This window comes from Nonomuraea sp. NPDC004186, from assembly GCF_053603495.1.
On the sequence record NZ_JBSGFQ010000023.1, the window covers coordinates 95,700 to 108,644 of the forward strand.

Annotated in this window: 11 protein-coding genes; 5 read left to right on the forward strand and 6 right to left on the reverse strand. The window is 70.9% G+C overall.

What is annotated here, in order from left to right; translation table 11 throughout:
* Window positions 1-5: 5 nt before the first annotated feature.
* A complete protein-coding gene (locus ACWEPL_RS20740) occupies window positions 6-1,139 on the reverse strand; it encodes an aminotransferase class I/II-fold pyridoxal phosphate-dependent enzyme (RefSeq protein ID WP_355205814.1) in 1,134 nt (377 codons plus the stop codon).
* Window positions 1,140-1,288: 149 nt separating this feature from the next.
* Here ACWEPL_RS20740 and ACWEPL_RS20745 point away from each other — a divergent pair, with 149 nt between their 5' ends.
* From ACWEPL_RS20745 to ACWEPL_RS20765, 5 genes are all read left to right on the forward strand, one after another.
* Window positions 1,289-2,425: a winged helix DNA-binding domain-containing protein gene (locus tag ACWEPL_RS20745; protein ID WP_363983642.1), complete on the forward strand. Its 1,137-nt coding sequence runs from the start codon at window positions 1,289-1,291 to the stop codon at window positions 2,423-2,425.
* Between the two features lie 52 nt (window positions 2,426-2,477).
* Window positions 2,478-3,692 (forward strand): cytochrome P450, encoded by a 1,215-nt coding sequence (locus ACWEPL_RS20750; RefSeq protein ID WP_363983640.1) that lies wholly within the window; start codon window positions 2,478-2,480, stop codon window positions 3,690-3,692.
* A gap of 10 nt (window positions 3,693-3,702) precedes the next feature.
* Window positions 3,703-4,803: a branched-chain amino acid aminotransferase gene (locus ACWEPL_RS20755; protein ID WP_452437148.1), complete on the forward strand. Its 1,101-nt coding sequence runs from the start codon at window positions 3,703-3,705 to the stop codon at window positions 4,801-4,803.
* Between the two features lie 87 nt (window positions 4,804-4,890).
* The gene (locus ACWEPL_RS20760; protein WP_452437149.1) at window positions 4,891-6,072 is read left to right on the forward strand and encodes an aminotransferase; all 1,182 of its coding nucleotides are present in this window, start codon (window positions 4,891-4,893) and stop codon (window positions 6,070-6,072) included.
* Between the two features lie 380 nt (window positions 6,073-6,452).
* A complete protein-coding gene (locus ACWEPL_RS20765; protein ID WP_452437150.1) occupies window positions 6,453-6,974 on the forward strand; it encodes a LuxR C-terminal-related transcriptional regulator in 522 nt (173 codons plus the stop codon).
* A gap of 95 nt (window positions 6,975-7,069) precedes the next feature.
* Here the strand turns inward: ACWEPL_RS20765 and ACWEPL_RS20770 are convergent, their stop codons facing one another.
* From ACWEPL_RS20770 to ACWEPL_RS20790, 5 genes are read right to left on the reverse strand one after another with little or no spacing between them, the layout of a single operon-like run.
* The gene (locus tag ACWEPL_RS20770) at window positions 7,070-7,729 is read right to left on the reverse strand and encodes a 4'-phosphopantetheinyl transferase family protein (protein ID WP_452437151.1); all 660 of its coding nucleotides are present in this window, start codon (window positions 7,727-7,729) and stop codon (window positions 7,070-7,072) included.
* On the reverse strand, window positions 7,726-8,574 hold the full coding sequence (locus tag ACWEPL_RS20775) for a metallophosphoesterase family protein (protein ID WP_452437152.1): 849 nt from the start codon (window positions 8,572-8,574) through the stop codon (window positions 7,726-7,728). Before ACWEPL_RS20775 ends, ACWEPL_RS20770 begins: the two co-directional genes overlap by 4 nt.
* Complete coding sequence (vioD, locus tag ACWEPL_RS20780) at window positions 8,571-9,707, reverse strand: capreomycidine synthase (protein ID WP_363983627.1); 1,137 nt, start codon at window positions 9,705-9,707, stop codon at window positions 8,571-8,573. The genes ACWEPL_RS20775 and vioD overlap by 4 nt, the downstream gene beginning before the upstream one ends.
* Before the next feature lie 6 nt (window positions 9,708-9,713).
* Complete coding sequence (locus tag ACWEPL_RS20785; RefSeq protein ID WP_452437153.1) at window positions 9,714-12,374, reverse strand: penicillin acylase family protein; 2,661 nt, start codon at window positions 12,372-12,374, stop codon at window positions 9,714-9,716.
* 22 nt (window positions 12,375-12,396) lie between these two features.
* Window positions 12,397-12,945, reverse strand: a complete 549-nt coding sequence (locus ACWEPL_RS20790; RefSeq protein ID WP_449904333.1) for a phosphopantetheine-binding protein — start codon at window positions 12,943-12,945, stop codon at window positions 12,397-12,399.

Genomic DNA, 12,945 nt, shown 5'->3' on the forward strand with positions numbered 1-12,945 from the left:
GGGGTTCACGGCTTTCGCGCGGACATCTCCGTGTACGACTGGACCAGTGTCCGCGCCGCCGACTCCACCGTGTCGTACGGGCGCGCCAGGGACACCCGGATGAACCGGAGACCGCTGTCCGAGTCGGCCCAGTGGAACGGCGCGCACGGCAGCACGTGCACCCCGCGCCCGACCATGTCCTTGTACAACAGCGACGAGTCCGGCCCGTGGGAAGGCAGCTCGATCCGCGCGACGCTGATCTGCGAGGCGGGGTCGGCCAGCCGCAGATCGACCTCGCCGATCGTCTCCCTGAGCACCGTCCGGTTGCGCGTCACCAGGTCGCGGGCGCGCTCGTAGCCGCCGTTCACCCAGTCGCCGGCGAGGTTCGCGATGAGGAGCAGGACCACCGGCGAGGCGGACAGCAGCGACTCGGAGAACGCCCGGTCGATGGGCAGCTTCGTCCGCGCGCTGTAGGCCAGCAGCCCGATCTTGAGTTCGTGCGTCGGCCACAGCTTGCCGGTGTCCTCGATCACGATCCAGTCGGCGCCCGCCTCGTCGAGGACGGCGTAGGTGTCGTACTGCGCGTCGCGCACCTGCCCGCGGAAGCTGGCGTCCACGATGATGATCTGGCCGTGCCGTACGGCGTGCTCGGCGAGCGAGCGCAGATGGCCTTCGGGGGTGACCAGCCCGGTCGGGTTGTTCGGGTGCGTCACCACGATGGCGCTGACCGGCGGCCCCGGCCAGCTCATGTCGAGCAGCTCCTCCTCCGCCAGGGGCACCAGCTTCAGCCCGCGGGTGACGAGCAGGTCGGCGATGTTGTCGAAGGTGGGGTGCAGCACGGCGACGGTCGACCCGGCGGGCAACGCCCGCGCCACGATGTCGGTGGCGAGCGTCGAGGAGTAGCAGCTCAGGATGCGACCGGTGCCGACCGGGGCGCTGTGCTGCCCGATCGCCTTCAGGAACGTGGCGTGCGCCTCGCGTTCGATGTCGGGGAATGGACGGCGGGACGCTTCGGCGAACATCTCCGGGATCCGGGCGACGATGGCCGCCTGCTGCTCGGAGAGGACCAGCCTCGCGTGACCGTCGGTTAGGTTGAGGCCGCCATCGACGTCGGTCAGCGCGTCGACTTCCATCGTGGTGAGGTTGCCAACCTCGATCATCTGTGGCCCTCCCAGCGGCATGACATGGGGCTTCGCGGCATATGCCGCCGCAGCGGCAGCCTAGGTCGAGCCACGGTCGCGCACCTGTCCCCTCTACTGGGGACCTCACGGGGATCTGCCCGGGAGGCGGGGGCTGAGAGAATCCGGGCATGAAGCTCACCGCGCGGGCACTCAACCGGGCCACACTCGATCGGCAGCTCCTGCTGCGGAGGGAGCCGCTGGAGGTGGCCGAGGCCGTGCGCCGCGTGATGGCGTTGCAGGCGCAGCAGGCGGCCTCGCCGTATGTCGCGCTGTGGAACCGCGTCGCCGACCTGGACCTCGCCGACCTCGACGCCGCCTTCTCGAGCTACACGGTCGTGCGGGGGACGATGATGCGGATGACGCTGCACGCCGTGCACGTCGACGACTATCCGGCCTTCCGCGACGCCATCGAGCCGACCATGTACGCCACCCATCTGAACGGCCGCTTCACGCCGCGCGGCCTCACCGTCGAGGCGGGGCGGATCCTGGTCAGGGACCTGCTGGAGTTCGCCGCTGAGCCGCGGACCGTGGAGGAGATGAAGGACTGGCTGGAGCCACGCCTCGGCGGGCTGTCGGCGGCGGGGGTGTGGGCGATCCTGCGCTCGTACACGCCGCTGCTGCGGGTGCCGACCGGCGGGTCGTGGTCGTTCACCACGCGGGTGTCGTGCGTGGCCTCCTCACCTCGGCCCACGCTCGACCTGGACGCCTCGGCCGAGGCTCTGCGGGTGCTGACGCGGCGTTACCTGGAGGCGTTCGGACCGGCGTCGGTGGCGGACGTCGCGCAGTTCGCGCTCGTCCAGCAGGCCCGGGTCAAGGTCGCGCTGCGTGCCATGGACGGCGAGGTCGAGCAGTTCGAAGGCCCCGGCGGCAAGGTGATGTGGGACCTGCGGGGCGCGTCCCGCCCGCCCGAGGACGTCCCGGCGCCGCCCCGGCTGATGGCCATGTGGGACAACACGCTGCTCGCGCACGTGGAGCGCGACCGCCTGCTCCCGCCGGCCTACCGCAAGCTCGTCATCCGCGCCAACGGCGACGTGCTGCCCACGCTGCTCGTCGACGGCTACGTCGCCGGGGTGTGGCGGCCGGCCGAAGGAGGGATCGAGGCGGCGGCGTTCCATCCGCTGCCGGACGAGGCGTGGGACGGGCTCGCGGCCGAGGCGAAGGCCCTGGTGGCGCTGCTGGCCGGGCGTGAGCCGCACCCGTATCGCCGCTACGACCGCTGGTGGGAGAAGCTTCCCGACCTGGAGACCACGCTGCTTCCGGGGTAGCCCCTGGTTCGCGTGACAGGCGACACGGGCGACATGTCCGTACGTTCCGAATATGCGCAACCTGGCACCGGGTGAGCTCGTCTACGACCCGTTCTCGTACCGGATCCACGAGGACCCGTATCCGGTGTTCGCCTGGATGCGCGAGCACGCGCCGCTCTACCACAACGCCGAGCGGGACTTCTGGGCGCTGTCCCGCTACGAGGACGTCCTGCCCGCGCTGCGGAACCCGGGCCTGTTCTCCAGCCGTAACGGCATCTCCCTGGAGCCGGATCTGTGGGGGCAGGCCGCGGTCAAGACCAGCTTCTTCCTCGCCATGGACCCTCCCGACCACGGTGCGATGCGCCGCCTGCTGGGCAACGCGTTCAAGCCCCGGTGGGTGGCGGCACTGGAGCCCCGGATACGGGAGCTGACGCGGGCCAGGCTGGCGCCCGCACGGGACGGCGGGGTCTTCGACTTCGCGGACTTCGCGGCAGCCGTGCCGAACGACGTCATGTGCGAGGTCGTCGGCATACCGGCGGCGGACCGGGACCGGATCCGCGCCGACAACGACCTGCTCAACCACTGCGAGGACGGCACCGACGAGAGGTCGGGCGAGACCATCGGCGCGGGGCTGCGCCTCGCCGTCTACTACGTGAACCTGATCGCGCAGCGGCGCAGGCGGCCGGGTGACGACCTCACCTCGATGATGATCGAGGCGCGGGTCGACGGGAGGCCCCTGACCGACTCGCAGCTCGTGGCCTTCCTCTTCCTGCTTGTCAGCGCGGGCAACGACTCGACCGGCAAGCTGATCGGCAACGCCTGGTATCACGGGTGGCGCCTTCCCGACGTCGGCCGCGCGGGCCTGAACGGGCGGGCCACGGACTGGGGGGCGGAGACGCTCCGCTACGACTCGCCCAGCCAGATGACGGGCAGGACGCTCACCGAGGACAGCGTCATCCACGGCGTCCGGCTGGCCGAAGGCGCCAGGATCGCGTTGCTGCCCGCTTCCGCCAACCGCGACGGGCGGGTCTTCCCCGACCCGGACACCTTCGACCTGGACCGCGACACGAGCAGGCACATCGCCTTCGGCCACGGCCCGCACTTCTGCCTCGGCGCGGCGCTGGCCCAGCTCGAGATCGCGGTCGTGCTGCAGGAGGTCGGCGCGGTGGTGGCGGACTACGACCTCGACCTGTCCGCCGCCCGGCGCGTCCACTCGCCGCACCAGCGCGGGTTCGCCTCGCTGCCCTCCGAGCTCACCCTCCGCCCCGAACCGTCGCCCGCCGCCTGAGGAGCACCCCATGTCGATCTCTTTCGAGATCCGCCCCAGCGACCACCCCGTGCCGGCCGCGGACCGGCAGGCCGTGCTGGCCGCGCCGGGGTTCGGCGAGCATTTCACCGACCACATGGCCACGCTGCGCTGGACGACCGAGCAGGGCTGGCATGACGCCCGCGTGGAGCCGTACGCGCCGCTGAGCCTCGATCCGGCGACCGTGGTCTTCCACTACGCGCAGGAGTTCTTCGAGGGGATGAAGGCGTACAGGCAGGACAGCGGGGCGATCGTGATGTTCCGGCCGAGGCGGAACGCCGCCCGGTTCAACCGGACGGCGCGCCGGCTGGCGGCGCCCGAGCTGCCCGAGGACGTCTTCATCAGGATGCTGGAGCTGCTGGTCACCCAGGAGCGGGACTGGGTGCCGTCGGGCGACGGCAACAGCCTCTACCTGCGCCCGTTCGTGATCGCGACCCAGCGCGGTCTCGGCTTCACGCTGCCCTCGCGCAGCTACCTGCTGTGCGCCATCGCCTCCCCGGCGAGCTATCTCGGCGGAGGCACGCCGAGACCGCTCACGGTGTGGTTGTCGGAGGACTACACGCGCGCCGCTCCCGGCGGCACCGGCGACGTCAAGGCGGCCTGCAACTACGCTCCCGCGCTCGCCGCCCAGCAGGCGGCCGTGGCGCGGGGCTGCGACCAGGTGGTCTGGCTGGACGCCGCCGAGCACGTCTGGGTCGAGGAGATGGGCGGGATGAACCTGTTCTTCGTCTACGCCACCGAGGACGGCCGGCGCCGGATCATGACGCCCGCGCTGACCGGGACGCTGCTGCCGGGGGTGACCCGCGACTCGCTGCTCCACCTCGCGCCCACGCTCGGCATCGACGTCGAGGAGGGCCGGATCTCGGTCGATCAGTGGCGCGCGCAGTGCGCGTCCGGCGAGCTCGTCGAGGTGTTCGCCTGCGGCACGGCGGCCACCGTGATCCCGGTCGGCGCGGTCAGGAGCACCTCGGGTGACTGGCTCGTCGGCGACGGCGGAGTGGGGCCGGTCACGCTCAGGTTGCGCCAGAGCCTCATGGACATCCAGTACGGCCGCACCCCCGACCCTTTCGCCTGGATTCACAAGGTTTGTTGATATACGGGATCAATGTCCCCTGAAGGAGGGAATGGTGTTGTCACGCGGTGCTCGGGATGCTCAGTGCCATACGAAGGGAGCATTCACTTGCGACTGAGTCCGAGGACGGTGCGCCAGATCGACTCGCCGTTCGGCGAGGCACGCGAGTTGGAAAATCTGCGCCGCAGGGAACGCGACCTGCTCGACCTCTCTCAGGCGGCTCCGTGTTATCCGGCCGCTCCGGCCGTGGTCGAGCACATCGCCGCCGTCGCGCGAGACCCCCACGGCGGGGACTACACCGACATCGCCGGGTTGCCGCACCTGCGCGAGGCATTCGCCGCCGACCTCTCCCGAAGTTATCTGAGCCACGTGCGCGCGGAGCAGATCGTCATCACGGCGGGCTGCAACCAGGCCTTCTGCCTCGTGGTGTCCGCGCTGGCGGAGGCGGGCGACGAAGTGGTGCTGGCGGTGCCGTACTACCCGAACCACGACATGTGGCTGCGCCTGAACGGCATCCGGCCGGTCTACCTGGAGCCCGGCCCGGATCTCCTGCCGAGCCCGGAGACGGCCGAGGCGCTGATCACCCCGCGGACCCGGGCGATCGTCCTGGTGACTCCGGGCAACCCCAGCGGGGTGACGGCCGGCCCCGAGGCGATCGAACGCCTGGCGGAGGTGGCCAGGCGGCATGACCTGGCGCTGATCCTCGACGAGACCTACCGCTCCTTCCGCGACACCGCCGAACCGGCGCACCGGCTCCTGTCCGACCCCCAATGGGAGCAGACGGTGGTGAGCCTGCACAGTTTCTCGAAGGACTACGCCATTCCCGGCTACCGGGTGGGGGCGCTGGTCGCCTCGCCGCTGCTCAACCGCGAGGTGATGAAGCTGCTCGACTGCGTGGCGATCTGCGCGCCGCGCATCGGGCAGGAGGCCGCCTGGGCGGGCCTGACGCTGGCCCAGGAGTGGAAGCTCGCGCGGGCGCGCGAGATGGAGGAGAAGCGGCGGCGCTTCGCCGCCGTGATGGCGGAGCGGCCGGGCGGCTTCGAGCTGGTCTCCGCCGGGGGCTTTTACGGGTGGATACGCCATCCGTTCGCCGGGCGCCCCACCGAGGAGGTCGTCCGGGACCTGGCGATCACGTATGACACGCTCGTCATTCCCGGTACGGCATTTCTCCCTGAAGATGGTCGGATGCTGCGGGCAAGTTTTAGCAATGTGGATCAGGAATCGTTCACTGATTTCGCCGGTCGCTTGACTGCCGCGGGAATGTCGTACATGACCATACCTGCGAATTGATCACATTTACCTAGATCCCGAATTCATCTAGAAGTGCAGGCCGCGGCGGACCTTATCATCTCCGCCGCGGCGCTGCCTATAGGCCTTATCGGGCCAGCTCCAGGTCACCTCCGAGAATTACCGACCGGCGCGGAATCATCACTCGATGTGAAATTCGATAGGCACGCCGAGAGGTTGACATCGACGAGAAAACGGCTTAGAAAAGGCTGGTAAGGTGAAAAGCGAGTCAAGAAGTATATTTCCTCGCTTGTAATGGAAATCCATGATGATGCCCGGCCGGCGGGATGTACGGGGGCCCCGTGATCAGAATCGACGTCCTTATCAGTTCGCCAATCTTCCTCGCTGGGCTCGTCCAGGCTCTGACAAGTGCCGGTATTCAGGTGGTCGCGGAGAGATCCTCTCCCGACGAAGAACCCTCCTGGATAGCGGACGCCGCGTTAATCGACGTGGACGCGCTGCCGCTGTCCGACAATCTCGCCTACATCAGGGAAGTCGCCAAGCGCACCGAAGTGCTGGTTCTGAACGACGGGGACGACACCGACAGCTACCTGCACGCGGGAGCGTCGGGCGTCATCGGCAAGCGGGCGACGGCCGAGCGCGTGGTCTCGGCGGTGCGGGCCGTGGCGTCCGGCTCCCGCTTCGTTCCCGTCGAGTGTGAGGTACAGCCCATGCTCGAACGCCAGGAGGCGCCCGGCTACCACCTCTCCGAGCGGGAGGAACAGGTGCTCCGCCAGATCTCCAGGGGCCTGACGCACGGGCAGATCGCCACGCGGCTCGGCATCAGCCCCCACACGGTCGACACCTACGTCAAACGGATCAGGACCAAGCTCGGCGTGGGCAACAAGGCCGAGCTCACCCGCGCGGCCCTGCTGGGCCGTCTGGTCGGTAGCGAGAACGGATGAGCCGAGAACGGCCACGTGAAGAACCTCGCGGTGGCCCACGACAGCTCGGCACTCCGGAAGTGAGCACCCCACGCGGCCTGACGGGGAACTCCCCGTCAGGCCGCGTCAATGGTGACCGTGGTGACCACCAGCCCACCCTGCACGGCGAAGCGCCCCGTGAGCTCCCGCAGCCGCTCACCTGCCACGAAAGGCCCCGGCAGCAGCAGGCGAGCCGCGAAGGACGCCGTGGCCTCCTCGATCACCACCTCCACGGCGTCGAAGTCGAGGAACGACCCGGCCAGCGGATACCACGCCTTGTACACCGACTCCTTCGCGCTGAACAGCACCCGGTCCCAGGCGATCCGCGGGTTGCCGCCGGCCAGCCTTTCGAGGCTGGCGCCCTCCGCCGGCGTGGCCACGAGCTTCAGCACCTCGGAAGGCAGCGGACCATGCGGCTCGGCGTCGATGCCGAGCGCGAGCAGGTCGTCCGTTCGCGCCACCGCGGCGGCCCGGTAGCCGGCGCAGTGCGTGATGCTGCCCACCACCCCCTCCGGCCAGCGCGGCGCGCCACGCTCACCCTTGGGGATGCCTACCGGCGGCAACCCGAGCCGGACGAGGCCGGACCGGGCCAGCCGGCGCCCGGTCGCGAACTCCTGGCGGCGGCCGCGCAGCGCCCGCGTCACGCAGACCGCCTCCTCCGGGTGCAGCGGCACCCCCGGCGCGTCGCCGTACGCCTCGGCCGCCGCCACGACGGGCGGGAGCAGCCGCTCGATCACGACGGCTCGACGGGAAGGGGCAGCACCTGGCGCGGCCCGGTGCCGTTGACCCCGCCGCGCCTGGACCACTCCCGCGGATAGCCCACGGAGACCTCGATGTGCGGCACGCCGTCGTGCCAGGTGGTCCTGCGGATGTGCAGGTGGCCGTAGACGACCGCGGCGGCGTTGAAGCGCAGGTGCCAGTCCGCGGTGCGCCGCGTGCCGCACCACTGCGCGAACAGCTGGTGACGCAGGACCCGCGTGGGATCGCGCACCAGCGGGAAGTGGTTCACCAGCACCGTGCGGACCCCGGGTCCGAGCTCGGCCAGGCGCTCCTCCATCTCCTTGACGCGCGCCTCGCACCAGGCTTCGCGGCTCACGTACGGGTCGGGGTGAAGCAGCAGCTCGTCCGTGCAGACGACACCGGACTCGTACGCCCGCGCGAGCGCCTCCGCCTTGGTCGTCGTCCCCTCGGGCAGGAAGCTGTAGTCGTACAGCAGGAACATGGGCACCACCGTCACCGGCCCGCCGGGCCCCGTCCAGATCGGGTAGGGATCCTCGGGGGTGACGACGCCCAGCCGGCGGCACATCTCGACCAGGCTCCGGTAACGGTCCTCGCCACGCGGGCCGTACACGTCGCCGGGCAGCGTCCACAGCTCGTGGTTGCCCGGCGTCCAGATCACCTTGGCGAACCTCTCGGTGAGCAGCCGAAGCGCCCACTCGATCTCGCCGGGCCGCTCCGCGACGTCCCCGGCCACGATCAGCCAGTCGCCCGGGGACCCGGGCTCCAGGTCGAGGAGCAGCCTGCGGTTGTCCCTGTGGCCGACGTGGAGGTCGCTGACCGCCAGGAGCCTGGGGCCGCTCACCGCGCCTCCGGGACCGGCATGCCTTCGAGCAGCGCCCGCCGTACGCTCGACAGCCCGGCCGTCAGCTCCGCGGTGGTGCCGCCGAAGCCCAGCCGCGCGTAGCCGGTGAAGGCATCGCCGAAACACTCGCCGGGCACCAGCAGCACCCTGTCCCGCTCGGCGAGCCGGCGGCACACGGCGGTGGCGTCGGGGTGGCCGGGGAACTCCACGAACGCGGTCACGCCGCCGTCGGGCGGGTTCACCCGCACCAGGTCCGGGAGCTCCGCCGCCCAGTCGCGCAGCAACCGCAGGTTGCCGTGCGCGTGCTCGCGCTGCATCGCGACGATCCGGTCGGCGTTCCTGACCGCCTTCTCGGCGAAGAACTCCAGGACCGGCGAGACGTACAACGCGATGTAGTCGCGCAGCACCGCCATCCGGGACAGCAGCTCGGGGGGTGCGAGGCACCAGCCGACCCGGAGCCCGGCCAGCCCGTAGCTCTTGGAGAACGTGCCGAACGTGATGCACCTGTCGTACCGGCCGAAGGGCAGCGGGAGCGGGTCGGCCGTGTACGTCAGCTCGCCGAAGGCGTGGTCCCACACCAGCCAGGCCCCGGCCTCGGCGGCGATGTCGATCAGCTCCTGCTGTTGCTCGCGCGTGATGGAGACGCCGGTCGGGTTGTGCGGGAAGTTGACCACGATCATCTTCGGCCCGGTGGAAGCCAGCTTCCGCAGCAGCGGCAGGTCGGCGGAGAAGCCCTCCTGCGCGCGCAGCGGCCACGGGGTGATCCGGCAGCCCATCCCGGCGGCGATGTCGTACAACTGCTGGTAGGCGGGATCGACCACGATCACCTCGTCCCCCGGGTCCAGCAGCGTGTGCATGACGATGTAGATCGCCTCGCTGGAGCCGTGAGTGACCATCACGCCGTCCACGTCGCCGCCCGTCCACCGGTCGGCCAGCGCCGCCCGCAACGCGCCGCCGCCGAAGCACTCGCTGTCATGAAAGATCATCGAGCCGAGCTCGGACAGGTCGAACCCGCAGATCGTCCTCAGCTCGTCGATGGTCAGGTCACGCACGCCGCTGCTGCCGATGTCGTGGTCGACGTTGTGGTAGTAGAGGCGCATCCACTCTTCGAGTTTCGCGATCGCGAGCTTCATGAACGGTCATCCTTTACCGGTCGGTGCGAAGGTGAGGACGTGCTCTGCCGCCGCCTCGATGCTCTTCCTCCTCCAGCGCATGGGGGTGTCCTGTCCCGTACGCCAGAGCTCCAGCTGGTCGTCGAAGTGGGGATGGAAGGCGTGCCCGGAGGCGCCGGCCAGCAGGACCCATCGCGACCCATCCGGATCGGACAGGTCGACGATCATTCGCATCGTGGGCACGAAGACGACGTCGTCGTACCCACCCGCGGCCGACCAGCTCGTGGAGTTGACCGCGTCGCCGCCGCCCGCGATCGGCACCGGGCCGCGGTTGAACAGCCACTCCACCGGCGCGATGCCGGACTGGCCCGGCCCGTAGCCCCGCAACGTCAGCGTGTGCAGGTCGCCCCAGCGCCAGGCGGCCGGGTCGGGGCCGAGCCGCGCGGTGAGCTCGGCGGTGGCCTCGTCCATGGCGGCGGCGAGGATGTCGGCCATCGACTCCCTCTTGCCGGTGCGCCGGTCGTCCCACCACGGTGACCCGGGCGACTTCAGCAGCGCGGCCACGACCTCCCACCAGCGGTCGCCGTTGCCGGCCCTGCGGTCCTGCGGCAGTTCGTCGAAGGTCCGCGCGAGCAGGCTCCGCCAGGTCGCGTTGTAGAAGGCCGCCGCGGCCGAGTCGGCGCTCTGCTGGAAGTCCCAGCCCTTCAGCAGGTTCCGCGCCTTGGCGACGGCGCCGTCGTTCAGGGGAACGGCCAGCAGCGCGGGCACCACGGCGGCGGCGCCGCCGTTGAGGTTGTCGGACTGCATCCGCCGCATGTCCGCCACGCCGATCTTCCCGCGCGCCGTGCGTTCGGCGATCAGGTCGAGGATGCGGCGGCCGCGGTAGCCGTACGTCCAGTCGGTGGTGATGACGTGCCGGTAGGACGGCCCGGCCACCGCCTGGTTGGCGGTCACGATGACGCCGCCGGGCGGGTCGGACAGCGTCGGCAACTCGGCGAACGGGATGAATCCCGTCCAGTCGTAAGCGGGGTCCCAGCCCGGGACCGGCCAGGATCCGTCACCCTTGCCGCGGACCGGGATGCGTCCCGGCGCCTGGTAGCCGATGTGGCCGTCCACGTCGGCGTAGACCAGGTTCTGCGCGGGCTCGTCGAAGAGCGCCGCCGCCGCCCGGAACTCCGTCCAGTTCGCCGCCTTGTTGATGCCGAAGAGCGCGTCCATCGTCCGGCCGGGCTCGGACGCCGTCCAGCGCAGCGCCACCGCGTACGGCTCCGCCGCCGCCGGCGCGGGCACTCCGGGCTCGCCGGTGTCCAGGCTGGGCAGCGGCCCCGGCCTCAGGCTCGGCAGCGGTCCGCCCGACGGGTCCAGGGGAGGCCGGGCCGCCACCCCGAGCATGTCCGCCCGCCGGTCCGACAGCAGGGGACCGTGCCGCGTGGCGCGCACGGTGATCGTCACCGGCTCGCCGCCCGCCACCTTGATGACCTCCTGCCGCGAGTCGAGCGCGCGCCACGCCTTGCCGTCGAAGTACCGCTCACCGTCGACCTTCTCCAGGTACAGGTCGGACACGTCGGCGGGCAGGTTGGTCAGCCCCCAGGCGATCCGCTCGTTGCGTCCCGTGACCACGCCGGGCAGGCCGGGCATCGTGAAACCCTGCACGTTGTACGCGCAGGAGCACCGGAGCCCGATCTGGTACCACGTCCCCGGCAACGACGCCGCCAGATGCGGGTCGTTGGCCAGCAGCGGCTTGCCCGACGCCGTCAGCGCGCCGCTCACCACCCAGGAGTTCGAGCCGATGCCCGCAGTGTCCGCGCCACTGTCCCCGCCCGCGCGGAGCGGGAGTGAGCGCAGCGCGTCGAGCGCGGGGGCCGCCTCCCGCCACACGCGAGCGGGAACCGGCCGGGACGGGGTGCCCGGCGTGTCCACGATGGGGCGGTTCCTCGCGTACGGGTAGGGCGGGTAGAGCTGCTCGATCTGGCGCCTGCTCAGGCCCTGGGCCAGCAGCAGCGAGCGGTCGATCTCGGCGTCCATGTTGCCCAGCAGCTCCCACGCCAGCGCCTTCAGCCAGGCCAGGGAGTCCACCGGGTCCCACGGCTCCACCGTGTAGCCGGGGTTCTGCAGGCCGAGGACGGTGTACTCCAGGCTCTTCGCTCCGGAGGCCGCGGCGGCGCCGTTCGCGGCAACCCAGGCGTTGACGCCGTCGGCGTAGGCGCGCAGGTAGCTTCTCGCCTCGGGTGAGATCCGCTGCCATTCCCGCTCCGCGGTCCGCCGCCAGCCGAGCGTGCGCAGGAAGGCGTCGGTGCGCACGAGCGGAGGGCCCAGCAACTCCGCCAGGCGGCCCGAGGTCAGGTGCCGCCGGTAGTCCATCTCCCAGAAGCGGTCCTGGGCGGTGACGTAGCCCTGGGCCTGGAGCAGGTCCGTGGCCGAATCCGCATAGATCTGGGCGACGCCGTACGAGTCCCGGAAGACCTTCACCGGCGCGGTCAGGCCGGGCAAGGACAACGTCCCGTCGTACTGGGGGAAGCCGCGCCGCACCGACCACACCGCCAGCCCGGACGCCACCAGCGCGAGCACCACGACCACGGCGCCCGTCCACCGCACCACCCTCCACAGCCGGCGGCGACGGCGCGGGACGGGGCCGCCGGGTTCCGGCAGATCGGGACGGGCAGCCGGCCGGGTCTCATCGGGGATCATGCGCACCTGCCCGGAGAGCTCGTCATGCCTCGTCCACGAGCCGCGCCAGCTCGTCGACGGTCGAGGCCGCGAGCACGTCCACCAGCGACACCTCCACCGCGAACACCTCGCGGACCTGGGCGGCCAGCCGGGTCGCCACGATGGAGGAGCCGCCGAGCGCGAAGAAGTCGTCGTGGACGCCGACGTCGCTGACGCCGAGGAGCTCCTGGAAGATCTCCGCCAGGCGCCGCTCCACCGGCGTGCGCGGCGCCACGTGCGCGTCGGCCGGGCCGAGGTCCGCCTCCGGCGTCGGCAGCGCGCTCAGGTCGTAGTCGCCCTCCGGCGTCAGCGGCAGCGCGTCCAGCACGAACAGGTGGTCCGGGATCAAATAGCCGGGCAGCCTGCTGCTGAGGTGCTGCCGGATCCGGATCGTGCCGACCGCCGGGTCCGGGCCGGTGACGTAGCCGAGCAGCATCGTCCGGCCGTCCACGCCGACGTATCCGGTCACCACCGCGCCGCGCACGTCAGGAACGCGGCGCAGGGCGGCCAGGGTCTCGACGGTGTCCACCTGCGGGTCGGTGTGGTTCACCAC

Excerpts from the sequence above, each read along its gene's own strand:
- ACWEPL_RS20740 (WP_355205814.1), bottom strand. The coding sequence starts at position 1,139 with ATGATCGAGGTTGGCAACCTCACCACGATGGAAGTCGACGCGCTGACC.
- ACWEPL_RS20745 (WP_363983642.1), top strand. The coding sequence starts at position 1,289 with ATGAAGCTCACCGCGCGGGCACTCAACCGGGCCACACTCGATCGGCAG.
- ACWEPL_RS20750 (WP_363983640.1), top strand. The coding sequence starts at position 2,478 with ATGCGCAACCTGGCACCGGGTGAGCTCGTCTACGACCCGTTCTCGTAC.
- ACWEPL_RS20755 (WP_452437148.1), top strand. The coding sequence starts at position 3,703 with ATGTCGATCTCTTTCGAGATCCGCCCCAGCGACCACCCCGTGCCGGCC.
- vioD (WP_363983627.1), bottom strand. The coding sequence starts at position 9,707 with ATGAAGCTCGCGATCGCGAAACTCGAAGAGTGGATGCGCCTCTACTAC.
- ACWEPL_RS20785 (WP_452437153.1), bottom strand. The coding sequence starts at position 12,374 with ATGATCCCCGATGAGACCCGGCCGGCTGCCCGTCCCGATCTGCCGGAA.